At 69.4% G+C, this 23,853-nt stretch carries 23 protein-coding genes and 1 pseudogene; 4 read left to right on the forward strand and 20 right to left on the reverse strand.

The window, feature by feature from the left end; translation table 11 throughout:
• The 17 genes from LWC35_RS40130 to LWC35_RS05355 form a co-directional block, all read right to left on the reverse strand.
• The coding region (locus tag LWC35_RS40130; RefSeq protein WP_308194468.1) for a glutamine amidotransferase at nucleotides 1-226 on the reverse strand (226 nt) is incomplete at its 3' end.
• On the reverse strand, nucleotides 223-1,680 hold the full coding sequence (locus tag LWC35_RS05290; protein ID WP_232868751.1) for an aldehyde dehydrogenase family protein: 1,458 nt from the start codon (nucleotides 1,678-1,680) through the stop codon (nucleotides 223-225). The genes LWC35_RS05290 and LWC35_RS40130, both read right to left, overlap by 4 nt.
• 134 nt (nucleotides 1,681-1,814) lie before the next feature.
• Nucleotides 1,815-3,302 (reverse strand): aldehyde dehydrogenase, encoded by a 1,488-nt coding sequence (locus tag LWC35_RS05295; protein WP_232868752.1) that lies wholly within the window; start codon nucleotides 3,300-3,302, stop codon nucleotides 1,815-1,817.
• Between the two features lie 60 nt (nucleotides 3,303-3,362).
• Nucleotides 3,363-3,704 (reverse strand): cupin domain-containing protein, encoded by a 342-nt coding sequence (locus LWC35_RS05300; protein ID WP_232868753.1) that lies wholly within the window; start codon nucleotides 3,702-3,704, stop codon nucleotides 3,363-3,365.
• A gap of 39 nt (nucleotides 3,705-3,743) precedes the next feature.
• On the reverse strand, nucleotides 3,744-4,811 hold the full coding sequence (locus LWC35_RS05305; RefSeq protein WP_232868754.1) for a phosphotriesterase family protein: 1,068 nt from the start codon (nucleotides 4,809-4,811) through the stop codon (nucleotides 3,744-3,746).
• Between the two features lie 82 nt (nucleotides 4,812-4,893).
• Entirely contained in the window at nucleotides 4,894-6,348 is a 1,455-nt protein-coding gene (locus tag LWC35_RS05310) for a nicotinate phosphoribosyltransferase (protein WP_232868755.1), read from the reverse strand.
• Between the two features lie 697 nt (nucleotides 6,349-7,045).
• Complete coding sequence (locus tag LWC35_RS05315; protein WP_232868756.1) at nucleotides 7,046-7,363, reverse strand: hypothetical protein; 318 nt, start codon at nucleotides 7,361-7,363, stop codon at nucleotides 7,046-7,048.
• Between the two features lie 668 nt (nucleotides 7,364-8,031).
• Nucleotides 8,032-8,517 (reverse strand): hypothetical protein, encoded by a 486-nt coding sequence (locus LWC35_RS05320; RefSeq protein WP_232868757.1) that lies wholly within the window; start codon nucleotides 8,515-8,517, stop codon nucleotides 8,032-8,034.
• A gap of 289 nt (nucleotides 8,518-8,806) precedes the next feature.
• Nucleotides 8,807-8,929: a hypothetical protein gene (locus LWC35_RS38985; RefSeq protein WP_269803639.1), complete on the reverse strand. Its 123-nt coding sequence runs from the start codon at nucleotides 8,927-8,929 to the stop codon at nucleotides 8,807-8,809.
• Nucleotides 8,930-9,065: 136 nt separating this feature from the next.
• Nucleotides 9,066-9,494 (reverse strand): nucleoside hydrolase, encoded by a 429-nt coding sequence (locus tag LWC35_RS05325; protein WP_232868758.1) that lies wholly within the window; start codon nucleotides 9,492-9,494, stop codon nucleotides 9,066-9,068.
• 82 nt (nucleotides 9,495-9,576) lie between these two features.
• Nucleotides 9,577-9,924 (reverse strand): cupin domain-containing protein, encoded by a 348-nt coding sequence (locus LWC35_RS05330; RefSeq protein ID WP_232868759.1) that lies wholly within the window; start codon nucleotides 9,922-9,924, stop codon nucleotides 9,577-9,579.
• Nucleotides 9,925-10,134: 210 nt separating this feature from the next.
• Entirely contained in the window at nucleotides 10,135-11,136 is a 1,002-nt protein-coding gene (locus tag LWC35_RS05335; protein WP_232868760.1) for an acrylyl-CoA reductase family protein, read from the reverse strand.
• On the reverse strand, nucleotides 11,133-11,471 hold the full coding sequence (locus tag LWC35_RS05340; RefSeq protein ID WP_232868761.1) for an NIPSNAP family protein: 339 nt from the start codon (nucleotides 11,469-11,471) through the stop codon (nucleotides 11,133-11,135). Before LWC35_RS05340 ends, LWC35_RS05335 begins: the two co-directional genes overlap by 4 nt.
• Nucleotides 11,472-12,248: 777 nt before the next feature.
• Nucleotides 12,249-12,998, reverse strand: a complete 750-nt coding sequence (locus LWC35_RS40815) for a substrate-binding domain-containing protein (protein WP_372462995.1) — start codon at nucleotides 12,996-12,998, stop codon at nucleotides 12,249-12,251.
• Between the two features lie 333 nt (nucleotides 12,999-13,331).
• A complete protein-coding gene (locus LWC35_RS05345) occupies nucleotides 13,332-14,012 on the reverse strand; it encodes an HAD family hydrolase (RefSeq protein WP_232868762.1) in 681 nt (226 codons plus the stop codon).
• A gap of 131 nt (nucleotides 14,013-14,143) precedes the next feature.
• The gene (locus tag LWC35_RS05350) at nucleotides 14,144-14,962 is read right to left on the reverse strand and encodes an aldo/keto reductase (RefSeq protein WP_232868763.1); all 819 of its coding nucleotides are present in this window, start codon (nucleotides 14,960-14,962) and stop codon (nucleotides 14,144-14,146) included.
• Nucleotides 14,963-15,262: 300 nt separating this feature from the next.
• Nucleotides 15,263-16,702 carry a nicotinate phosphoribosyltransferase gene (locus tag LWC35_RS05355; RefSeq protein ID WP_232868764.1) on the reverse strand — a complete coding sequence of 480 codons (1,440 nt, stop codon included), beginning with the start codon at nucleotides 16,700-16,702 and terminating at the stop codon, nucleotides 15,263-15,265.
• 111 nt (nucleotides 16,703-16,813) lie between these two features.
• Between LWC35_RS05355 and LWC35_RS05360 the strand changes: the two genes are divergently transcribed.
• Nucleotides 16,814-17,155, forward strand: a complete 342-nt coding sequence (locus LWC35_RS05360; protein ID WP_232868765.1) for a hypothetical protein — start codon at nucleotides 16,814-16,816, stop codon at nucleotides 17,153-17,155.
• 58 nt (nucleotides 17,156-17,213) lie between these two features.
• On the opposite strand, the gene LWC35_RS05365 is transcribed toward LWC35_RS05360, so the two are convergent.
• On the reverse strand, nucleotides 17,214-17,468 hold the full coding sequence (locus LWC35_RS05365; RefSeq protein ID WP_232868766.1) for a hypothetical protein: 255 nt from the start codon (nucleotides 17,466-17,468) through the stop codon (nucleotides 17,214-17,216).
• Nucleotides 17,469-18,179: 711 nt separating this feature from the next.
• Here LWC35_RS05365 and LWC35_RS05370 point away from each other — a divergent pair.
• Nucleotides 18,180-19,265, forward strand: coding sequence for a phosphotriesterase family protein (locus LWC35_RS05370; RefSeq protein WP_269803640.1), 1,086 nt, complete (start codon nucleotides 18,180-18,182; stop codon nucleotides 19,263-19,265).
• On the opposite strand, the pseudogene LWC35_RS05375 reads toward LWC35_RS05370, so the two are convergent.
• A pseudogene (locus LWC35_RS05375) lies at nucleotides 19,163-19,385 on the reverse strand (hypothetical protein); the annotation flags it as partial. The gene LWC35_RS05370 and the pseudogene LWC35_RS05375 overlap by 103 nt on opposite strands.
• A gap of 125 nt (nucleotides 19,386-19,510) precedes the next feature.
• A complete protein-coding gene (locus LWC35_RS05380) occupies nucleotides 19,511-21,031 on the reverse strand; it encodes a PucR family transcriptional regulator (protein WP_232868768.1) in 1,521 nt (506 codons plus the stop codon).
• Between the two features lie 185 nt (nucleotides 21,032-21,216).
• Between LWC35_RS05380 and LWC35_RS05385 the strand changes: the two genes are divergently transcribed.
• Together LWC35_RS05385 and LWC35_RS05390 are read left to right on the forward strand one after the other, a co-directional pair.
• Nucleotides 21,217-22,299, forward strand: a complete 1,083-nt coding sequence (locus tag LWC35_RS05385; RefSeq protein ID WP_308194473.1) for an S-methyl thiohydantoin desulfurase family protein — start codon at nucleotides 21,217-21,219, stop codon at nucleotides 22,297-22,299.
• Nucleotides 22,289-23,833: a hydantoinase/oxoprolinase N-terminal domain-containing protein gene (locus LWC35_RS05390; protein WP_232868770.1), complete on the forward strand. Its 1,545-nt coding sequence runs from the start codon at nucleotides 22,289-22,291 to the stop codon at nucleotides 23,831-23,833. Before LWC35_RS05385 ends, LWC35_RS05390 begins: the two co-directional genes overlap by 11 nt.
• Nucleotides 23,834-23,853 lie beyond the last annotated feature (20 nt).

Consider the following 23,853-nt stretch of genomic DNA (forward strand, 5'->3'; position numbering starts at 1 on the left):
CACCAGCACCCTCCTCGTACTCCGTGGAGTGGAACTGGTCGAAACCCTTCATGTGGATCGTGTGCTTGATCCAGGACTCACCCGCGACCAGGACGCGGAGCGGGGCAGAACTCAGACTGTCGGGCACGTGCCCTCCTCTCGGCTCGGACCTACTATAAACGATTCTTGCTGCGGGCTGATGACGTCCGCCCGAGCGGGTCACGCGTCGGCCGGGGCCGCCGCTCACAAGCTCACTTCCGAGAGCACGAGCAGCCGCGGTTCGGTGTAGTCCTCCATCGCGGCCCGCAGTCCTTCGCGTCCGATGCCGGACTCCTTGACCCCTCCGTACGGCATCTGCTCGGCCCGGAAGGTCGGGATGTCGCCGACGATGACGCCTCCGACCTCCAGCTCCCGATGTGCGCGGAACGCCGTCTGGATGTCGTGGGTGAAGATCCCGGCCTGCAGGCCGAAGCGCGAGTCGTCCAGTGCCCGCAGGCCCTCGTCGACGCCGTCCACCGCCGCGACGGTCAGCACCGGGCCGAAGGCCTCGTCCTGGCAGACCTGCGCGTCGGCCGGGGCGTCGACGAGCACGGTTGGAGAGACCAGCGCGTCGGTGACCTTCCCGCCGGTCAGAACCCGGGCCCCGCCCGCGACGGCTGCGGTGACCCACTCCCCGATCCGCTGTGCAGCTGCTCGGTTGATCAACGGCCCGACGGTGGTCGCCGGCGACCAGGGGTCACCCACGACGAGCTGCTCGACCTCGTCCACCAGCACGGGCAGGAACCGTTCGTACACCGTCCTGTCGACGAGGACGCGCTGCACCGAGATGCAGGACTGGCCGCCCTGGGCGTTGGCGCCGGTCGCGATCCGCCGGGCCGCCTGCCGCAGGTCGGCATCCGAACTCCAGTCCGGACAGATCAGCACCCCGGCGTTCCCGCCGAGCTCCAGAGTGACGTGCTTGCGGGGCACCGCGTCCCGGATGGCCCAGCCGACCGGTCCGGACCCGGTGAACGACACCACGCGCATCCGCGGGTCGGCGACGAGACCGGCAGCGACCTCGTCGTCCACCGTTAGCACCGAGAACGCGCCCGCCGGTAGCCCGCAGTCGGCCAGGATCTCGCCCAGCAACAGGGCGCTGAGCGGCGTCTTCGGCGCGGGCTTGAGCACGATGGGCGCGCCCACCGCCAGGGCGGGCCCGATCTTGTGGGCGGCCAGGTTGACCGGGAAGTTGAAGGGTGTGATACCCAGGACCGGCCCCCGGGGGAACCGGCGCTGCAGGGCCAGGCGCCCGTCTCCGGCCGGCTCGCTGTCCAGTCGCTGGAGCTCACCCGACCACCGCACCGCCTCCTCCGCCGCCCACCGGAAGGTCAGGGCGGCGCGCTGCACCTCGACTCGCGACCATCGGATCGGCTTGCCGCTCTCCCTGGTGATCGTGGCGGCGACCTCGTCCGTGCGCTCGACCAGGCCCGTCGCGGCCTGTCGGAGAGCGTCCGCGCGGCGGTGGGCGGGAACTGCGAGCAGGCTGCCGGCCGCCTCGTGCGCCAGCTGCAGCGCCTGCTCCACGTGCTCAGGGTCGGCGAGGGCGACCTCGGCCACGAGCTCGTCCGTCCAGGGGTCCCGGACCGGCAACGTTCCGGAACCGGACATCGGCTGCCCGGCGATCCAGACCCCCGCCCGCCGGACGGTCGTGGTGCCGGTCATGGTGCCGCCCACCCGGCGACACGGGTGCTGGCGAGGGCGGTGGCTTCCTGTGGTCGGTCGAAGCGGACGAAGACGTCGTTCACGGGGCTTCCGATCGAGCGTGGGAGGGGCGGGACGAGGACCCTGCGGGTGCGCTACGCGCTGCCACCGGGCTTCTCCTCGAGGACCATCGTCTTGTTCTCCAGGTAGGGCAGCAGCCCTGCGACGCCGCCTTCACGGCCGATGCCGGACTGTTTGAACCCGCCGAAGCCGATGCCGAAGTCTGCGCGGTTGTCGTTGTGCCCGACGGTGCCCGCCCGGAGCTGCCGGCCGACCGCTCGAGCCTTGTCCACGTCTCGGGTGAACACGGAGGCGTTGAGGCCGTAGATGGAGTCGTTGGCGAGGCGGATGGCATCCTGCTCGTCCTTCGCGGGAATCACCGTCAGCACGGGACCGAAGATCTCCTCCTGCGCGATCCGCCACGAGTTGTCGACGTTCCCGAAGACGGTCGGTTGGACGAACCATCCGCGGTCGAGGCCGGCCGGTCGTCCACCTCCGGCAGCGAGCGTCGCGCCTTCGCTGAGCCCGATGTCGACGTAACCCTCGACTCGTTCCCGCTGCCGTTCCGTGGCCAGCGGGCCCATCTGCACGCCCGGATCGAAGGGGTCCCCGACCGTCACCTGCGAGAACGCTTCGGCGAGGCCCTCCACCATCTCGTCATGCCGATGGCGGGGCACGATGATCCGGGTCAGGGAGCCGCAGATCTGGCCGGTCAGGAAGCACTCCGCCCCGGCCAGGACGCGGGCGGCCTCGGCGATGTCCGCGTCGTCCAGGACCACTGCCGCGGACTTGCCGCCGAGCTCGAGCGTGAAACGGCCGACCCGCTCGGTCATGATGCCGGCGATGGCCTTCCCCGCAGCGGTCGATCCGGTGAACGTGATCTTGTCGACCCGAGGGTCTCGAACGAGGGTCTCGGAGACCTCACGATCGGCGGTGACCACGTTCAGCACGCCCGCGGGCAGCCCGACCTGCTCGGCGATCTCGGCCATGATCAGCGCTGCGCCCGGCGCTTCGGGCGAGGCCTTGAGGACCACGGTGCAGCCGGCCAGCAGAGCGGGGGCGAGCTTGTAGGCGATCAGCGTCATCGGCACGTTCCACGGGATGATCGCGCCCACGACGCCGACCGGCTCCCGCACGATCGTCCCGTATCCGTCACCGCCGGACGGGGAGGCGGGCTCCTCGAAGGGGAACGACGCCGCGAGTTCGGCGTAGTAGGAGTACGCGCCCGTGACCTCCCCCATCGCCGCGCGCGCCGCGCTGGCGAGGATTCCCGACTCTCGTGGCCAGATCTGCGCGACGTCCTCGACGCGGTCCTCGACCGCGGAGCCGATCGCCCGGAGATACTCGGCGCGCCGGCTGTGCGTCATGCGCGGCCAGGGGCCGTCGTCGAACGCCGCCCGTGCCGCACCGACCGCGGCGGCGATGTCGGCGTTCCGCGCCTCCGCGACGCTGAAGTACACCTGCTCGGTGACGGAGTCGACGACGTCGATCGTGTCCGAGGAGGTCGGGGCGACCCATCGGCCGCCGATGTAGAACTCGTCCAGCCGGTCGAGGGGGACGGCGCCGGCGGTCGTGATGTCCACTCGCTCTCTCTTTCCTTCGCTGTGGGTGCCCGTCGTGGACGCCCTCAGGTGCGGGATACGTCAGGACCCGGACTCGACCGGGGGGACGTAGAACGACACCTTGCGGATGGTCTCGATCGTTCGCCAAGTGTTCGTGTCCCCGGCGAACAGGCGGACGACGTCCCCCGGCCCGATCACGATCGTCTCCCCGGTGCGGTGGAAGGTGACCTCCGCCTTACCCTCGAGCACCACGAAGATCTCGTCGGCCGTGACGCCCTGGTACTCCCCGACCTCGGCTCCCCAGACGTCCACGGCAGTTCCCGCGGTGAGGCCGTCCAGGTAGCGGGCGCCGGTGCGGAATGTCGACGTCTTCGGCTTCCAGTCGAGCTCGGCCGAGAAGGCGTTTCCCAGAAGCTGGCTCACAGTTCTCCTCATAGGTGTACAGGCTCTCGTTGCGAGAGGTCAGTGGTCGGCGTGCGCACCGCGGGCCGCCGTGAACAGGCGCCGCGGATTGGCGGTGAGCAGGCTCGCGGTCACCTCGCCCGGGACGCCGTGGCGTTCCAGCCGGGGCAGGAAGAAGCGGGGCACGTAGCCGTAGCCGTTGCCACCGTTGCGGGTCCACATCGCCTTCGTGGCCATGTCGTGGCTCAGTAGCAGGCGCTCGGCGTAGCCCGCGGCGACGAGCGCGGCGACGGCGGCCGCGGTCTGGTGCGGCGCCGGGCACTGCCCCTCGCCCGCGTAGAAGAAGGGCATGCCGATCATGTCGAACTCCAGCCAGACGCCGCGCTCGGCGACGGCCCGCTGGTAGTCCGGGTCCTCGCCGGAGGGGTCCATGTGGCACAGCACGACGGCCTCGGGCCGGACCCCCTCCTCGTCGAGGACGATGTCGAGGACCTCGTGGGCGCGCCGCTGCCAGCCCGGCAGGTGGACGAACAGCGGGACGCCGAGCTCCCGCTGGGCGCGGGCGGACGCACGCAGGTGCGTCCGCTCGGCGTGGGTGAACTGCGGGGAGACCCCGATCTCGCCGATGATCCCGGGCCGGATGCCCGTGTCCCCGACACCGTCCGCGAACTCGGTGAGGATCTCCGCCACCAGGTCGTCCACCGTGGCTTCGGCGCGGCGGGCGGAGTGGAAGATGTGCACGTACCAGCCGGAGCCCATGATCACGTTGAGCCCGGTCCGCTCCGCGATGTCCCGCAGCGCCAGGGGGTCCCGGCCGATGTCGCCGTTGGTGCAGTCGACGACGGTCCGCCCGCCCGCCTCGACGAAGTTCGCCAGCTCCCCGACCGTGGCGTCCGGGTCGTCCTGGGTGGCGTTGTCCCGACAGCAGCGGGGGTCCTCGCGGAGCACCCACTGCATCGACGGGCTCACCTCGGCGTGGAACAGCGCGCGCTCGGCCGGGTCCTCGGGCTCGGCACGGGGCCTGCCGGACCAGTCACTGAGCAGGTGCTCGTGGGTGAGCGTCATCCCGAGGGCGTCCGCCGGAACCGGGCCGCGCACAGTACTGACCAGCACGGTCGGGTCATCCATCGGGTCAACCTCTTTCGTTCGCGTGGGCTCCCGGCGCCCCCGCCCGGGAAGGGTGCGGGCAGGGGCGCCGGGGTGGACGACGTCAGGCCGAGACGGCCATCTCCGAGGAGACGGTGCGCATCTGACCGACGTGGTCGATGTAGTAGGACTCGGGGACCTCCTTCTCGCTGTTCGCGATCAGCTCGGTGAAGTCCCACTTCTTGAGCAGCTTGCCGTCACGGAAGACCGGCTGCAGCACGTTCTCCGACTCGGGGATCGAACCCTTGGGCACAGTGGTGTACACGCCGTTCTCGTGCTTGAGGGCGAGCCGGCCCTTCTTCGACGCCTTGAACGAGGCGCCGGTCGGCGACTTGGCGATGCCCCGCCACTCGCCGTCGACGCAGGCCGCGGACGCCTTCTGGCCGAAGTTCATCGTGTCGCGGTTCCAGTGCTGCAGCAGGCCACCGCCCATGCCGAACACGGCGTTCTCGGCGGAGAACCCGCGGCGCTCGAGCTCCATGTAGACCTGCGGCAGCGAGTGGAAGTTGACCCCGTCGCCCTGCACCACCCGGACGAACGGGGGCAGCACCTTGAAGCCCTTGGAGTTCACGGTGTAGCCGAAGCTGTCCATCAGCCAGCCGGTGGTGTCGGCGGTGACCTGGACGATGTCGCCCGAGTCGGGACGGATCCCGACGAGGCCCGGGAAGTTCTGGATCTGCTCCTTGAGCTCGCCGCCGATGATGTTCTTGACGCAGTGCTCGTGGTCATAGGTGTCGGTGAGCAGCAGCGCGCAGCCCTCGGGGGCAAAGACGTCGAGCATGTTGCGCAGGGCGTCGACCTCGTGCTCGCGGCCCCACGCGCAGAACCCGGCGTGCTCGGAGTTCGGGCCGGAGTTCGAGACCTTACCCGCGTTGTAGAAGCGCTTCGCGGCCAGGATCCCGGGCACCGTGTCCGACTGGTCGAAGTTCACGAGGTGCGCGAGCCCGCCCAACGCGGCGGACTGCTGCGAACTGACGCCACGGGCGCCGTAGTCGTGCAGCATGTTCCGCAGCCCGGCCGACGAGTCGGCGGTGCGGTCCAGCGCCTCCTTGATGACCATCTTGGACAGCCAACTGACCGTGCCGATGGTGCTCGGGTACCAGACCGCGCGCAGCAGCGCGGTCTCGAAGAAGCTGGTGACCCAGAAGTACTTCGGGTCGGTGTTGATCACCTGCACGAGCACGTTCCGTGCCGGGAGCACGGTGCCCTCGGGGACCGCCTCGATCTCGACGGGCAGGTAGCCGCCGTGGTCGTTGAGGATGCCCAGCCAGTTCTCGCGGTTGAAGTGCATCCCCTGCTCGCGGACCACGAACTCGGCCTCGTCGATGTCCTCGAGGGTGATCGGCTTCATCAGCTTCTCACGCAGGTAGACCTGAAGACCGACGAACATCGTCACCGGGAACAGCCCGCCGCGGGACTCGATGTAGCTGGACACGTACTCCGTGCCCTTGGGGTACAGCGGGTAGTGGCAGTGCTTGTAGTTGTCCGTGTCGATGATCAGGTTGTCGAGATACCCCATCGATCCGCCTTCGTGAGAGTCGTTTCTACTGGTGGACTTCGTGCGCGTTGCGGGCCGGTTTCGCGCCGTCCGGCCGTGAGCGTCGCTCAGATGGACGCCCCGTTCACACCCCAGAGAGCCTGGCTCAGCGAGCCCGTCGAAGCTAGGGGTCGCACCCGGAATGAACACGATCGTAACGTTTCTACCCCGTACAGACCTGGCTGACCTGCGGCGACTCGGCCACGCCACGACATCGGACGACCTTCCGGGTGAGCGGCGACCGGCCGCCGCGCGGTGCTGTCGGAGCCGCCCGCGACCAGCACGGCCTGCTGGCCCGGGCCGCCGAGCCACCCACCAGTCACCGGACGAACGAGAAACGCGGTGGAATCGATTCTCCGATGAGCGCAGCTCGCCCCGCCCCGGCCCTGTTCACGGCTCCGCCTCGACAAGGTCGATCTCCCACTCCTGGGGCTCGGCCGCCCGGGCTCAGCTCCGACACGACCCTCCCAAGAGTGGAAGCACTGCGCCGCTTGAGGTTGCGCTGGGACTCGTCGGGCGAGTGCTCGAGCACCTGGACGGCCTCCTGCACCCGGTTGCACCGCTCCGGCGGAACCGGCCCGGAGTCGTCGAGCACGGACGACACCGTGCTCACCGAGAATCCGGGCATGCTCGGCCACGTCCTTCATGGTCGGGCGCAGGCGCCTGCGGTCGGGCTGCGTCACGTCGCGCCGCCTCCCACCCGTATCACCGGGCCCTGCACGCGTGCCGCCCAGGACGGTATCGAGGTCCACAGGACGGCGCAGTGCGACCACCCGACGAACTCCGGCAGCGCCCGGTGCGGAGCGAGGTCGGCGGTGAAGGAGGCCGCGCGATCGACGTCCACGGTGTCGCCGAGTCCCATCGTCCCGATCGGCGTCCCGATCGGCGTCCCGATCGGCGTCCCGATCGGCGTCGCGGTCGACGGGTCGAGCACGTCCGGGAGGCCGAGCTCAGCCGCGCAATCCACGCCACCGGCGAAGAAACGATCCGACCCCACCTTCACCTCTCCTCCCCGCTGAAAACCTGCACTCAGTCGACCATGGAGCGGGGAGTACGGTCTCCGTCGACCAGGCCGGAATAGAAACGATTCTGGCATCATAGGTCACCTCGTCACGACGGGTCAAGCACGGCACCCCTCCGACCGGGAGTTGCGTCCGCGCGGGAGAGAGGAACCTCCATGACGGCGTCCCGGACGAGGCGGCCGCCCCGATCAAGCCGTGCCTCGACGCGGCCCCAATCGTCTGGTGTGCCACAGCCCGGCCACCATTGCCGACGCGCACAAGCGAGCGCAATGTCGGGCCCGACCCCGTTGGGGCGTGAGGTGGTGCTGTTGTTCCGCACACGACGACCTGCGGACCGAGGGCTGTGTCCGTGGGGTCGCCCTCGAGGAGGTTGAGCCGCTCGACCAGCGCCTGACCGCTGCAACAGCGGTGTGATCAGTCCGGTGATCGTTCGCCGCGGCGCCGGTAAGGGCAGTCGCGATCCTGCTGCCGGCGTTCGCATGCCACGTCGACCAGCGCATGACGTGGTCGATGCTGGCTTGCGGGGCGGGGACGAGGCGGCGGATCTCGGTGTCCGACAGGCGGGCAGCCGACGATAGCCGGTTGCGCGTCCCCTTTTCCGGCCTCACGTCCGTGAACGGTGGCGCGGGTGACCGCGAGGCAGCTACAGCTGCACGGCCAGAGTGACGTGGGCGTGCCAGGCCCGGTCGGAGCGGACTTGGTAGTGGCCGAGTCCGGCTTCGTTCTTCGCGGTCTGGAAGCACTCCTCGATCGCCCACCGGGCGCCCGCGACCGGGACCAACTCTCGCAGCGGGGTGGCTGTGGACGCGGCGCAACGGTAGAACGCCGGCTCACGTTCCGACTTGCCCTCGGCCGCCTCGGTCAGGCGACGGACCAGCAGCCAGTGCCCCCAGCCGGTCGGGAGGCCGTTGGTGGTGAGCGCGACAGCGGTCCAGTCAGAGACCCGCAACCCGAGCGCGCCCGGCCCGATCGGACGCCGCTCCCACCCGTCGTGCCGCAGTGTCGGGTCACGCGCAATGGCGATCCACCCACGAGTCCTTCGTGGGCTGCCGGCGGCGTGAGCGCCGGCGAGCATCGCCGGCCCGACCTGGGCTTCGGGCAGAACCGACCTCGTCGGGGACATCGCCACGGGCGCAGCGTTCGCGGTCCGCGGTCCACGAGGTGGGCAGGTGGAGATCCCGGTCGAGCAACGCGCGACCGTGGACGCTCGCGCAGGCGAGGAGCACCCCGAGCTGACAGCACACGCCCTTCTTCATGAACTCGACCTCGTCGACGATCGCCCCTGGACGCAGGGTCGCCCAGATTCTCTGAGGACGTAGCCGCGCAGATCGTCGCGGAGCCCATCCACGTCGGTCCGCGGAGCGCAGCAGCCGCCGCATCCCATCCCGAGACCCCGCCCCCGCATGCTCCGCGAGGGTTCAGCCGTTCTTGCGCTCCAGCCCGGCCAGCGACCCGCGCAGATGCGCGCCCACCCGCCGACGCGGCGCCACCCGGCGGAAACGGCCCGCGATCAGCTCCACCACCGCGTCCGACGCAGCCACCCACCCGGCATGACCAACCACGCGGTGATCACCACCGCCGAACGGACCCACCGTCCCGCTGCGCCCGGGCTGGGGATCATTGGTTGCCGACCGTCGTTCTGCGGGCTCACCGTTTCGACGTCGACGGTGACCTCCGTCAGTGCGAGAACGGCTTCGTCAACAGCGTAGGCAACGGAGAGTGCGCCCTGGAGAGGGACAGAAGGAGGATTCCCTCATGAGGATCGGATGCGTTGTCGCTGTCGATGTAGTACTCCGTGACAGCCGGGACGACTCGACCGGCGTTGGTCTCAGGCTCTCGAGAGCGACGGAGGTCGTCTCGACTCACGAGCATCTCGTGCGTAACGTCGAGAGGAGCGACGGTGAGGCGCTCGATGCCGGTTCTGAAGGCGACATCGGCCGCCACGGCGTCGACGTCCATGTCGAACTCCGCCGCTGGCGTCCGATTTCCGGACTTCCCTGCGCCGCCCATGACGATGACCTCTTCGACCATGTCGACATCCGAGTGCATGGCGGCCATCATGAGCGCGACTGCGTCGTCGTTGCCGGTACCCACGTCCAGGATCACTGGACGGGGCCTCGGATGTCAGCCTCTGGCATCGTGGTCGACCAGGCCTGGGGCGGCAGGCGCTCGCAGCGAGACAACCACGTCATGAGCCCGAGGCCGACCAGATGGAGACCTTCCGAAGCCGCTCGATGGTCCGCCAAGTATTACGCTGGCCCTTATTGAGGCGGACGACATCGCCGGGTCCGATCTGGATCGTTTCCCTCGTGTCATGGAACGTGACCTCGGCACGTCCTTCCAGGACGACGAAGACCTCCTCGTCGGTCAGGCCCCCGATGAGTCCTGGCTCCGCCTCCCAGACGCCGATCTCCGCCCCGTCGACAGTGCCGATATGGTAAGTGCCGGTCGGTACCGTTGCGCCTGCGTCCTCTAGTGATTCGTACCCTTCAGGCTGGAGCTGGTAGCGGAACACGTTTCCGAGATGCTGCGTCATTCTGTGTACTCCCTTTCGCCGTATTCTCACTTCTTTGGTGCGGTCCCGAATGCCCCTCGGGGGCCGGGCTCACCCGACGGATACTCATGACACATCGCGGGTGAGTTCGCCCAGTTCTGCTGCGGGGCCGACCGAGCAGACCGGCGACCGCGCCGCCCGGCACCTCGCCCTCGATGAGCACGACCGGATGGCCCGCCATTGCCTCGTCGCTCACTTGTGGACGTCGACGACGACACGCCCGTGTACCCGGCCTGCCACGACCTCCTGCGACACGCTCGCCGCGTCCTCGAGTCCCACGACCGACGTGATCGAGTCGAGCAGCTCATGGTCCACGTTCGCCAGCCGGTCCCATGCTCGCCGCCGTCGGCACTCGGAGGCATAGACGGAGTCGATACCGACCAACGAGACCCCTCGTAGGATGAACGGCAGCACCGTCGAAGGAAGATCGGTTCCTTGTGCGAGACCGACCGCGGCGACCACGCCTCCGTAGCGGGTGGCGGCCAGAGCCGAGGCGAGGGTCGTACTGCCGACGGAGTCGACCACCGCGCTCCAAGCGGGAGTCGCCAACCCGTCGCCGGCTTCGGCCGGCAGCCGGTCGATGATCTCGCGCGCGCCCAGCCGGAGCAGCGAGTCCCGCAGCTGGTCCGCTCGTCCGGTTGACGCCACGACGTCGAAGCCGGCCTGGGCCAGCACGGCGATGGCGATCGTTCCGACGCCGCCACCCGCGCCGGTGACCAGAACCGGACCGTTCGAGGGCCTGACACCAGCCTCGAGGATTGCCTCAACGGCCAGCCCCGCGGTGTACCCCGCGGTCCCGATCGCAGCGGTGCGCCGTTGATCGAGCCGCGAAGGCAGTGCCAGCAAGAAGGCCCCCGGAACGCGTGTCCGCTGCGTCAGCCCCCCGTCACGATCGGTCCCGAGACCGAAGCCGTTCGCCACCACCTCATCGCCGACCGCGAACAGTGGACTCGAAGAACGGGTCACCGTTCCTACGAAGTCGATACCGGGAACGATGGGAAGGTGCTGGGGGATGGACGAGCCGGCCTCCATCACCTTTCCGTCCTTGAAATTGAGATCCGAGTAGAAGACGTCGACCTCGACATCACCCCAGGGCAGGTCGTCGTCGGTCAGCGTGTCGACCGAAATCCGGCTCGATCCGTCGACTCCATGGATCCGTACCGCACGGAACTCGCGCCCCTTACTGCTGCTCACTTCTTCTTACACCACTCACCGAACGAGCTCGCGTCGACCAATCGCCGCCTCATCGACTGCACCAACGGGCCCTCCGCCTCGCTCGCACGAAACGCGGCGACCCACTCCGGGTCACGGATGAACGCGCCCCATTTGCGCTCCATGTCCGCGGCATCTGCGAATCGGAGCGTGTAGACGACCTCGTTGAACGAGTGATCACCCACCGAGGTCACGCCGATCTGAACGAGGTCCATCTGATGTCTGTCGAACAAGCGAAATGCGTGCTCTTCGAATCTCGTGATGAGCGACTCGAGGCGGCCGGGCGTGGCGACGTACTCTCGGACCTCGTACAGCACACTCTTTCCCTCTCCATCGCTTGCGCCATGACTGAACTCCCACCGGACTCGCCAGAGATGAAGACGTCGCCGTACGATTCGTCATCACCGGTACAGCGCCACCCTGACGGCATCTGCGGCGACCTGGCCAGAAGCACTTTCGCCTCGACGCCGGTCGATTTCACCGTATGCTCGTAGCCAGCCGGCGCCCAGAATTACCCCGGCCTCGAGGGAAGCTCGACGTTGACGTCATCAGCTACCACGAGGTGTAGCGGCCGTCACTGCAATAGCGCGCCTCGTCCCAGCTGGTCGCCTGCCAGACCACGTCTCTCGCGGCGGGGCGTGAAAGCTGATTCGCTGGCTGCAGTGCCGAGCACCGTCATGCTCGCGAGAGATGAGGGTGCCGGCTGCGACACGTCCCTGAAGGTGATCCGCCGCATCGACTCGATTTCGTCGGACCGGACAGCCGAGGAAACCGGACCTGCTGTGCGGGTACCGATCTTCCGATCGCTGCGCCGGCCTCACGTTCGGCCTCGCTGGACATCGGGCGACCACCGTCCCCTTCCCCTTCCCCCGTGAGGGCGTTCGACGACACGTCCTCATACGGTGGCCGGGGGTTCGAATCGTTTCGGCCCAGGAGGCACTGGTCTCGTGCTCCGCCGCGATTGACCGGCAAAGCGTAACGGTGGGCGTCTGCCGACAGCAAGACTTGGAACGTTTATATCCGCGTGCTCCACCGGGCCGGCGCGCCTCCGTCCGCTTCTCGGCACACCACGACTGGCGGATGTCACGGCCCGGTCAGGAAGCCGACGAGCAGCCCCAGAGGGCGACGCGAGCAGCCTGGGCGATGGAGTCATCAGCTGGATCTGGTGGCCGCACGGCCGACTCTGGTGCTCGGCCACCCGGGTTGGCCGTCCGGCCGAGCAGGACGGTGCCCCTGCTCGGGGAACCAGCAGCGGTCTGCAGCCGCCACGTCCGGAACCGCACAGTCCCGTACTTCTCCCGGCAGCGTGTGCAGTTCGCCGAGCTCGGAGGAGTTGAGGGAGCACGGGGCCGAGCCCGAAGAGCTCCACGAGCGCGGACGTGACCGGCGCCGGATTCAACACACAGGGGATCCGACGGGAAGCAGCACTCCCGACAGCGGCGACGACGCATCCGGGGTGTTCCCAGCACCGCCGAGCACGCACCCCGCCGAGCCAGCTGCCCGCCGCCACGGCTGGACTCGTCGTTCTCGAGCAGATCGAACAGGGCCGACGCGGCGCGGAACCCCATCTCGTGCGCGGGTTGCCGAACGGTGGTCAGCCTGGGCGTGAGCAGCGCGGAGACGGGGAGATCGTCGAACCACAGGATGCTCACGTCCTGGAGGACCGCAGACCGACTCGTCTGCAGTACTCCACGGCCGCCGATCGCCATGAGGCCGTTCGCGCAGAGCCGCACCGTCGGCCGTGGGTCGGACTCAGCGCTGTCGCCGCACTTCTCGCCCGCGGCCAGTCGGTAGTCGCCCGGGGAAGACCGGTACCGAGTCTGGGTCGAGTCCTGCCCCCGCAAACGCCTCTCGGGTAGCCCGCGAGTCGCTGCTGGACGTCCAGAGCGACGGTGGACCGCTGATCACGGCCACCCGCCGGTGCTCCTGCTCCAGGTCGTGCGCGGCAACCTCGCGACTCCCCTTCCGGGAGTCGCAGACCACCGCAGGCAGGTCCACATCGGAAAGCTGGTCATCGACCAGCGCGACGGGGCCTGAGTGCGCCCGCCGATAAGGCGACGCCCGGACATCTTGATGCGGTCGTCATGCGGAAGCATCGCGACCGGCAGGAAGTCCGCGAGCGGGTCACGCCATTGCGCGCCTCGCCATCGAGACCGGTGAACGAGAGATATCCCCCGTCAGATCGTCCCGACGCCGGTGGACGACAGCAGGCGACGGCCGATCGAGTATGCCTCTCTCAGGTCGGTGCCGACGTAGCTTGCCGACGCCAGCTGGGCGATGGCCGGGCTCGGGTTCACCCCGACGGCATGCGGCAGCCAGGTGAACAGGTCGAGATCCGAGGACGAGTCGCCGTAGGCGACACACGCCTGCGCCGTCAGGTTATGTCGGGTCAGAGCATCCTGAGTGATCTTGACCTTCGCCTCCGGTGACAGGGTGGCCGCGTCCGGTAGCGGCCGGCCGATCTCGACATCCGAGCCGTAGGTCTCATGCGCGCCCCAACGCTGCAGCCTCCGGACGAAGAAGGCCGGGGACTGCGTGATGACGATCGCGATCTCACCTCGGGCGCGGATATCGGTGAACACGTCGACGGTGCCGGTCATCCAGCAGGCGCTCTCGAACGCAGCGTCGAGATCGGCTTCGGTCGCCTCGGCGCAAATATCGAGTAACGTCTCCCAGAATTCCCGGTCCGAGATGGAGCCAGCGAGCCACCGAGACTCGATGTCATTACCGACGGTCGGCTTCCCGAAGTGTCGGGCCAGTGCGATCGTTGCGGCACCTCGAAGGAGGGTGCCGTCCATGTCGAAGACATGCAGACGTCGGCCGGCGTCCGACATGTCGGCACCTGGGCTCTGCGGCATGAGCTCTCTTTTCACGGGAAGGTCACACGGGAGGATGCTCGCGGGATGCATACAAGGGTTGTCGGCCCGGGCGTCGCTCGACAGAGAGGAATCACCGAACCGTCGGACCGAGGAAACAAACCCCTTCCGGATCAGGACAACGTCTCGAGCGGGACGACACCTGGCGCCGGGAAGGCGCGATCCAGGACCTCGAGTTCCTCGTCGGTGAGCTCGAGGTCCAGCGCTGCGGCGTTCTCCTTGACATGGGCAAGCCGGACAGCCTTCGGAACGGCGATGACGCCCCCGCTACGGACCGACCAGGCCAGCGCGACCTGCGCCGGGGTGGCTCCACGCTCTGTCGCCACGCGGCGGAGGTCGGGATGATCGAGCAACGCGCCCTTCTCGACGGGCGAGTAGGCCATGATCGCGGCGCCCACACGCTCACACCAGGGGAACAGATTCGCCTCCGGACCGCGACGGGTCAGATTATAGAGAATCTGATTGCAGGCGGGGACGGCGCCGTCCGGCAAGTCCTCCAGATCGTGCAGGTCGAAGTTGCTGACCCCCCAGGCCCGGATCGAACCCTCCTCGCACAGCTTCTCGAACCCGGCCACCGTTTCCACGAGAGGAACCTCACGGCGCCAATGCAGGAGGTAGAGATCCAGCCGGTCGGTCCCCAGGCGCCTGAGACTCGCATGGCATGCGGCGACCGTGCCGTCGGTGGTCGCATTCTGCGGGAGCACCTTGCTGACCAGAAAGACCTCGTCGCGACGGCCACGCACCGCCTGACCGACGACCTCTTCTGCAGCCCCGTCGGCGTAGAGCTCGGCCGTGTCGATCACGGTCATTCCGAGATCGATACCGGCCCGCAGTGCGGTGATCTCGGCCGGGGCGTCCGCACCCATACGCCAGGTGCCCTGGCCGATCGGTGGAACGTTTGATCCGGCCAGCTGAACCGTATTCACAGTCATATCAGAAGGTCCAATATCGTGGCTTCTTCCTTATCCGAGAACAACACAACCACAGAACGTCATCCGCGGGTTTTCCGTCCTCCGCCCACACGCTCCCGACCGACGGGATCGTAGGTCGAGCGTCTCTCCGCATGGGCGTCCGAGGTCGCTCGCAGGTGCACCGGCCCGGCCATCCCCGAGCACGCCCTGGCGCCCGGGACCGTGATCGAGCGGTCGGCGTCGCAGATCCGGGGCAGCCTGGGCTGCAGGGGGGCGGGACCGACCCCGGGAAGCACGGGTCGGTCCCGCCGGCGGCCGGCCTCAGCGCAGGCCGGCGACTCCCTGCACGACGCCCGAGTAGTAGCTCTCCGGAGTCGGACGCTCGCTCCGCTCGATCAGCTGCGGGAAGTCCCACTGGCGCAGCAGCTTGCCGTCACGGAAGACCGGCACGAGCTGGTTCTCCTCCGCCGGGATGGAGTCGCGGGGGACGGTGGAGTACATGCCGTCGGCGTACCGAAGGGCGAGCCGGCCCCCCTTCGACCGCTTCATCGCGCTGCCCGTCGGGGCTTTCACGGTCTCGCGCCACTCGCCGTTGACGCTGACTGCGTTGGTCTTGAACCCGAAGTTGAGGGTGTCCCGGTTGACCTGCTGCAGCAGGCCGCCACCCATCCCGCAGAGCACGTTGTCCGCGGCCAGGCCCCGCGCCTCCAGCTCGGTGTAGATCGCGATGTAGGTGTCGAGGGTCAGACCGTCGCCCTGGATCACCCGGATGTTCGGAGGCAGGACCTTGAACCCCTTTCCGTTGGTCTCGTACCCGAAGCTGTCCATCAGCGACTCGACGGTGTCGACCGGCACCTTGATCGGATCGCCCGAGTCGCACCGCACTGCGACGAGGCCCTGGAACTGGCTGACCTCGTCGTGCAGCTCCTTGCCGATGATCTCCTTGACGGCCCGGTCGTGATCGAACGTGTCGACCAGAAGACCCGCCACGACGACCCCGGGGAACTTCAGAAGGCTGCGGAAACTGTCGGCCTCGGCATCCCTGCCCGCGGCGGCCACGATGGAGTGCTCCTGAAACACGGCGCTACCGTTCGGGGCCGCCGCGTTGTACCACTGCCGGGCTGCGACGTACCCGGGAACCGTGTCGGTCTGGTCGAAGTTGACCAGGTGCGCCATTCCGCCGAGCCCTGCCGACTCCAGCGAGCTGACCCCGCGGTTGCCGTAGTCGTGCAGGTACATCCGGATTGCCTCGGGGTGATCGGAGGTGCGCTCCAGGAACCCCTTGATCAGCTGCTTGGCCGTCCAGCTCAGGGTGCCGACGGTGGTCGGGTACCAGATGGCCCGGAGCAGGGCGGTCTCGACGAAGCTGGTGATCCACGGATAACGCGGGTCGGTGTTGACGAGCTGCACCAGGACGTTGCCGGTCGGGAGCACGGTGCCTTCCGGGACTGCCTCGATCTCGATGGGGAGGTAGCCGTCGTGGTCGCCGACCAGGTCGACCCAGTTCTGTCGGTTGAACGGGATGCCCATCGGCCGGTGCACGGCCTCGGCCTCGTTGATGTCGTCGATGGTGATCCGCCGGGTGAGGTACTCGCGCAGGAAGGCCTGGAGCCCCACGAACAGTGTTGCGGGGAAGCGGCCGCCACGTGATTCGACGTAGCTGGAGACGTACTCGGTTCCGTCCGGGTACATCGCGTAGTGCGCGTTCTTGTAACTGTCGACGTTCACGATGATGTTGCGCCACAGGGACGATTCGCCCATGTCTACTCTCCTGATAGTATACCTGCAGGTAGGGGGCCTGGTCAGGGGCGAACCCGGACCAAGCCGAGGACTGTGCTTCGACCCGCCTCGCCCACGCCGCACCCGGTGATCATGAAGCGGATGGCGGTAAGCCGCTCAACTGGTGGTCAGCGGCCCACCCTGCCGTCGTCGGGGCCGTGGACGCGGCCTCTCGATCCGAGCGGGCAGGCCTCGATGAAGAAATCAGCTTCCGTTCACCGCGTGGTCAGGAAGGCGAAGGCGTTCCCGGGTCGGAGACTGACGCAGGTCACGCATATCCCGACCATCGACGCGCTCAGGCATGATCCGGTACCGACGTCGCGCCGCTTCCGCGCCCGCACCGAAGTCGTACCCGAGGTGCGGGTGACCGACGTGGAGGTACATCTCGACCACCAGATCCAGGAGCTGCTCGACGAGCTCCGGATGTCGACCTGATCGGCCGTCCCTTCACGCGGAACCGCACGCTCGTTGGAGGTCTCGTCCTCCTCGTCGATCACCGCGGACACCGGGCACCCGCGTCGATGACCTTCACGTGGCGGGCGGCAGAGGTCGTGCTCTGTCCCGGATCACCAAGGGTCGGCTCGAGAGGCACAGAGACGGCCTCGTCTACGACGACGAACCACGGCGGCGAGACGTTGATCGCCCCGCCTGGAAGGGCAGACGCGAGGCCGAGCCGCAGAGCCCTTTCCACGAAGGCCCAGCGCTTGACGCCTTTCGAGGGGAGCAAGCTCCCGGAGGAGGTAGCCATGTGGTCGTCCTCCCAGTCCTGGGCAGCGAGTGCTGGCCCCCACCGAACGACATGGCGCCGTATGACCCGGACGACGGACGCCGTCCGCGCGCCGATCTCCGCTGCGCCCCGGGGCTCGAGCAGCCGAGTGCTCGCCGACCGCGGTCTAGAGCGAGTGGTCGAGGCAATGTCACTTCCTGTGGTTTCCGTGCCGAAGCCGCCCGGACGAGCGTGCGGCGTGAATCGTTTCTACTCGTCGGACACCAGATCTACTCCCGTAGCGACTGGCGCCGCGGGTGACCATAGCGACGTCGGCTGCATCACAGCAAGGCTTAGAACGTTTCTATCGTGTTAGATGGCCGCACATATCGCTCCCCATCCATCGGAGACGCCGTGATCGACAGCTCAGCTTGAACCGAGCGAGCGCCGGCGGTGGGCGTCCGACGAGCACACAGCGCGGCGTCACCACCCGCGGCTGTGGGCTCGCGACCCTCGGCGCTGCGCTGCGGCCGTACCGGGCGTAGCCCCGTCTCCATAGTTCACATGGCGCAGACCTCGAGGTTGACGGCACGGTCAGGCGGACGAAGGCCGCCCCGGGACGACAGTGGACAACGACCGCACGACCCAGGCGTCAGTTGGCGACACCCACGACACAAGCCCTCCGGATCGACGGTGGCGCGGCATCCAGTCCGGGCCGGCGCCGGCCCGATTCCGACACAGAGGAGAAACCAGATGGCTTCAGCGGCAGCCGACCGGGTTGTGCAGGTGAACACGGTTCGAGGCCCCGTACCGGTTGACGAGCTCGGTATGACCTTGACCCACGAGCACCTCATCAGTGACTTCACGAAGCGGTTCACGCCGCCCGAGGGCGCCGCCGAACGCAAGCTGTACGGCACCCCCGTGGGTCCGTCGATGAACTGGCTCCTCGCCGACCGTCCCTTTTGCTGCTTCGACAACGGGTGCCAGGACGACCCGGTCGTCACGGCCGCGGAACTCGGGAACTTCAGTGAGGCAGGCGGACGGACAGTCGTCGATTGCACAAACGGAGACTTCGGGCGGGACCCTCTAGCGCTCAGAGAGATCTCCGACAGGTCAGGAATCAACGTCGTGATGGGCTCCGGCTGGTATGTCCACGGATTTCACGACAGCAGAACTGCCTCCGCCGGCATCGACCAGCTCACCGAGGAGCTCCTGGCCGAGTTCACCGACGGAGTCGGCGACACGGGACTTGTGCCCGGTGTCATCGGGGAGATCGGGGTCTCGCCTGACTTCACTGACGCGGAGAAGCTCCGGCTGCGCGCGGCATCTCGTGCCCAACGCCAGCTCGGAGTTCCGCTCATGATCCATCTGCCCGGCTGGCAACGTCGAGCCTTCGAGGTACTCGACATCGTTCTGGGCAAGGAGGGGGTCGCCCCGACGGCGGTCGTCATGTGCCACATGGATCCTTCTGGCCATGACGGGGAATACCAGCGCGCCGTCGCCGATCATGGCGTCTGGCTCGAGTTCGACATGATCGGCATGCCGTTCTACTACCCTGGGGAAGGTCAGTCTCCCGCCCCTGACCAGACCGCAGCTGCAGTCGCCGGCCTGATTCGGGACGGGTACTCCGCGCGAATACTGTTGAGCCATGATGTGGCCACCAAGAGCATGTGGACCTGCAATGGCGGGAACGGATTCGGCTACGTCCCGAAGCTCTTCCTGCCTCGCCTGGAGCGTCATGGCGTGACGGCCGACGTGGCGGCAGAGCTGATGACCGCGAACCCCCGACGTCTCTTCTCGGCTTCGTGCACCGCTGCGGCCAGTGCGAAGAGCCGCTGAGCGGCGCGGGAGCCCATGCCTCGGCAGGTGCGGTGACCGTGGCCTTCGAGGCCGAGCTGGCCCTTCGGTGTCGAACACCGACTCGATCCATTGCCGCATCCCGCCCATGGTCGTCGATCTCCGAGCGAGCGGGGAACCTCACCGGTGCGGTCCAGCCGGCCAGGCCGTCGCGTTGCGGCGCGGCCGCCATCGCGCAGACCCACCCAGGCCCGCGGGCCCGGCCCGGGATGGCCCCTCGGCCGGAATCAGCCGAGGGCGCGCGCCCGGCACGCGAGCTGGAGCATGAGCATGGTGTCCGGGTCCTGGGGGTCGACGCCGAGCAGCTCGAAGATCCGTCGCACCCGGTAGGCGATCGCGTTGCGGTGCAGGTGCAGCTCCGCCGCCGCCCGCGTGGTCGAGCCCTGGTTGTCCAGATACGCCCGCAGGGTCTGCAGGGAGTCGCGGCTCTTCTGCGGGCCGAGCTCGTCGATCGGGCGCAACAGCTCGTCGACGGCCTCGCGCGCGGTGTCGGAGGCGAACCACTCGATCAGCGTGCGGTGCAAGCCCACCTCGTCGAAGCTCGTGGCGACGTTGACCCGACGGCCTGCGTGCCCGGCGGCCAGCGCGGCCCGCGCCTCGGCCACCGTCGTCCGCAGGCCGGTCGCACCGACGTGCGGGCTGCCCACGCCGCACACCAGGCTGATCTGCGGGATCCGGGAGACGATGCGCCGCAGGATCTGGTCTGCGGCGTGCGCGACGTCGCGACCGCGGACGCTCCGGTCGTGTCGTTCCATGCGGGTCAGCAGGAGCCCCGATCCGATCCGGGCCCGGTGCCACACCCCGCCCGCAGCCCTGGCGGCCTCCAGCCCGAGCGTCGCGACGCGGTCGGTGATGCGCAGCGACACCAGCTCGTCGTCCGCGGCGAGGACGCCGAGGTTGTCGACGTCGACGAGGATCGCGGTGTGCCAGCCGTCGATGGCGAGGCCGGCGCCCCGCATGCGCTCCAGCAGCCGGTCGCCCTGGTCGGGCCGGGCGAGGAGGAACTCCGAGATCAGCTCGCCGCGGGAGCGGATGGGAGCGTCCTCGGCCTGCCGGGTGGCCGCCCGGGCCCGGCCGATCGCGGCCGCCGCCAGGTGCACGACGACGTCGGCCGCGACCGCGGCGTGGCCCTCGCCGCGTGGGGTGCTCACGGTCGCCTCGATCTCGTCGGCGACGGTCACGGGCGCGGAGAGGTCGCCCGGCCGGGGCGGGCGCAGCTCGACGGGCGCGCCGAGCGCTCCGGTCGCGGCGCCCAGCAGTTCCTCGGGGGTGGTCTCCTCGGGGGTGGTCGCGGCCGAGGCACTGCCTGCCGAGCTGCTCTCGAGTGCGCGTAGCGCCGCCCGGATGCGGCCGAGCGCCACGTCGGGGCCGCCGGCGAGCTCGCGGTGCAGGGCCAACAGCAGCGCCGCGAGGTCGCAGTCGCTCCGGGCCCGCAGGACGGCCACGGTGACCCGCCGGGCGAGCGCCGCGGCCGTCGGGGCGATGTCCTCGCGTCCGTCGGTCAGCACGACCGCGCTGAGTTTGCGGGAGCCCGCCGTGCGCAGCGCGACGTCGAGCCGGTAACTGACGGCGTCCTGCGACGCCGCGTGAGTCAGGACCGCGAGCGTGGCCTCGTCGAGGTCGCCGAGACGGCCGAGGTCCTCGACGAGCGCGATCCGCCGCACCGGCGGATCGGCGTCCGGACCTGCGATCGGCTGCAGGAGCGAGCGCAGATCCGGCGCTTCCAGCACCGCCCGAAGGGAACCCACGCGGGTGAGTATCGACCGGGTTGTGCATGCTGCACAAGAAGACGAACTTCTGGCGGCGGATCGCCAAAGACTGTGTGCGGCGACCGACACATACTGGCGGCCGAAGAGCGGAGCGACCCATGACCGAGCGCCAGGCACGGGGCCGCCACAGCGCAGCCCCCGACCCGCGAGCCGAGAGGCGATCGATAGCCGTCGACGACCTCCCGGCACTCGCGCGCGGCTGTGCTGTCATGGGCGCGGGCGGGGGCGGCGATCCCCAGGTCGGCGTGCTCATGGCGCGAGAGGCGCTGCAGCAGCACGGCCCGGTGCCGCTGGTCGGTCTCGACGACCTCCCGGCGGACGGACTGGTGATGCCCTGCGGTCTGGTCGGCGCACCGACCATCGCGATCGAGAAGCTCCAGAACGGCGGCGAGGGCGCCCGTCTCGTGGCGGAGACGGAGACCCTGACCGGCCGGCCCGTCGTGGCGATCATGCCCTTCGAGATCGGCGGGTCGAACGGGCTCATCCCGCTGAACTGGGCAGCCCGGCTCGGCCTGCCCTACGTCGACGCCGACGGCATGGGCCGGGCCTTTCCGACCCTGCCGCAGATGACCATGAACCTTGCCGGGGTCCCCTCGAGCCCGTGCGTGATGACGGACGAGCGGCTGAACACCCTGGTCATCAGGACCGGGTGCGTGGAGTGGACGGAGCGGCTCCTGCGCACGTCGACCGCGGCGTTCGGCGGCGCCGCAGTCGCGGCGTTGTACCTGATGGACGTCGCGACCGCACGCCGCGCGACCGTGCCGGGGTCGGTGTCGCGGGCCCTCGACCTGGGCACAGCGCTGAGCCGCAACGGCGACGACCCGATCGACACGGTGGTCGACGAGCTCGCTGCGGTCGAGCTGATCCGCGGCAAGGTCATCGACGTCGAACGGGAGACCGCCGGCGGGTCCGTCCGCGGCTCGGCGATCGTCGAGGACAACACGGGCGAGGGCCGGCTGCTCAGGCTGGAGATCCAGAACGAGAACCTCGCCGCGCTCGAGGACGGCGAGGTCCGCGCCTGCGTCCCGGACGTCATCACGGTGATCGACGCCCGTACCGGTGAGCCGATCGTGACCGAGCGGCTGCGTTACGGCCAGCGGGTCGGGGTGATCGCGTTCCCCGGGCCGGAGGTGTGGCGGACCCCGGAGGGGCTGGCGGTCGCCGGCCCGGGCGCGTTCGGACTGCGCTTCCCCTACACGCCCATCGCCCCGGCCCCCGTCGACACCGGAGCCGTCCGTGCGAGCTGACCTGCGGCTGGGCATCGACGTCGGCGGGACGAACACGGACGCCGTCGTCGTGGACCGCGACGACGTGCTGCTGGCGAAGGCCAAGGCGCCGACGACCCCGGACGTCACCACCGGGATCGCCGCGAGCATCGAGGCCGTCCTCGCCGCGCTCGGCCCCGCCCCGGGCCGCATCACGCACGCGATGCTCGGCACCACCCACGCCGCCAACGCGGTGGTGGCCCGCAGCGGGCTGCGCCGGGTCGCGGTGCTGCGGATCGGCGGCCCGGCGACCCACGCGGTGCCGCCCCTCGCCACGTTCCCGCCCGACCTGCGCGCGGCGGTGTCCGCGGGCGAGACCGTCGTCGGCGGCGGCATCGAGTTCGACGGCACCGAGGTGGCCCCGTTCGACGCCGAGACCGCGGCCCGGTTCTTCTCCGACGTCGCGGGCCGGGCCGACGCCGTGGCGATCACCAGCGTGTTCTCCGCGGTGTCCGACCGGCACGAGCTCGCCGCGGAGGCCATCGCCCGGTCCGTCCTCGGGGACGTGCACGTCTCGCTCAGTCACGAGGTGGGCAGCATCGGCCTCGTCGAGCGTGAGAACGCGACCGTGCTCAACGCAGCGCTGGCGGGGGTGGCCGAGACCGTTGCGCAGTCCTTCGGCGAGGCGCTCGAGCGGCACGACCTGCATCCGGCCCGCTACTTCACGCAGAACGACGGCACGCTGATGGAAAGGGAGTACGCGCTGCGCTACCCGGTGCTGACGATCGGCTGCGGCCCGGCCAACAGCATGCGGGGCGCCGCCCACGTCAGCGGGGTGCGCGACGCGCTCGTCGCGGACGTCGGCGGCACCTCCACCGAAGTGGGCGTGCTGATCAACGGATTCCCGGTCGAGACCGGCGACCCGGTCGGCATCGGCGGGGTCCGCACGAACTTCCGGATGCCGGGCCTGGTCACCCTGCCCCTCGGCGGCGGCACCGTGGTGGGCGACGGCGCGCTGGGCCCGCACAGCGTCGGCTACCGGCTGACCGAGTCGGCGCTCGCCTTCGGCGGCTCGACGCCGACCCTCACCGACGCGGCCGTGTCCGGCGGACGCGTCGATGTCGGCCGGACCCGGCCGGCGGCGCGGCACCGCGGCGCGCTGGCCGAGGCCCTCGCCCGCTCGGACGCGATGCTCGCCGAGGCGATCGACCAGGCGAAGGTGGTCCGCGGCGAGCAGCCGCTGATCGTGGTCGGCGGCGGAGGGTTCCTGGTGCCGGACGACGTCCCCGGCGTCAGCGAGATCCTCCGGCCACCCGACCACGAGGTCGCCAACGCGCTCGGCGCGGCGATCGGCCAGGTCAGCGGCCAGGTCGAGCGGATCGTCCGGTTCCGGGCCGGGGGCCGGGCGGCGGCCATCGAGGAGGCCTGCGAGAGCGCCCGCCTGCAGGCGGTCCGCGCGGGGGCCGACCCCGAGCGCACCGAGATCGTCGACATCGAGGAGGTCCCGCTCGCCTACCTCACCGACCCCGCGATGCGGATCCGCGCCAAAGCCGCCGGGCCCCTGCGACTCACCTGAGACCGCGACCTCCCACCACG

This window comes from Pseudonocardia kujensis (assembly GCF_021283305.1).
Taxonomy (GTDB): Bacteria; Actinomycetota; Actinomycetes; order Mycobacteriales; family Pseudonocardiaceae; genus Pseudonocardia; species Pseudonocardia kujensis.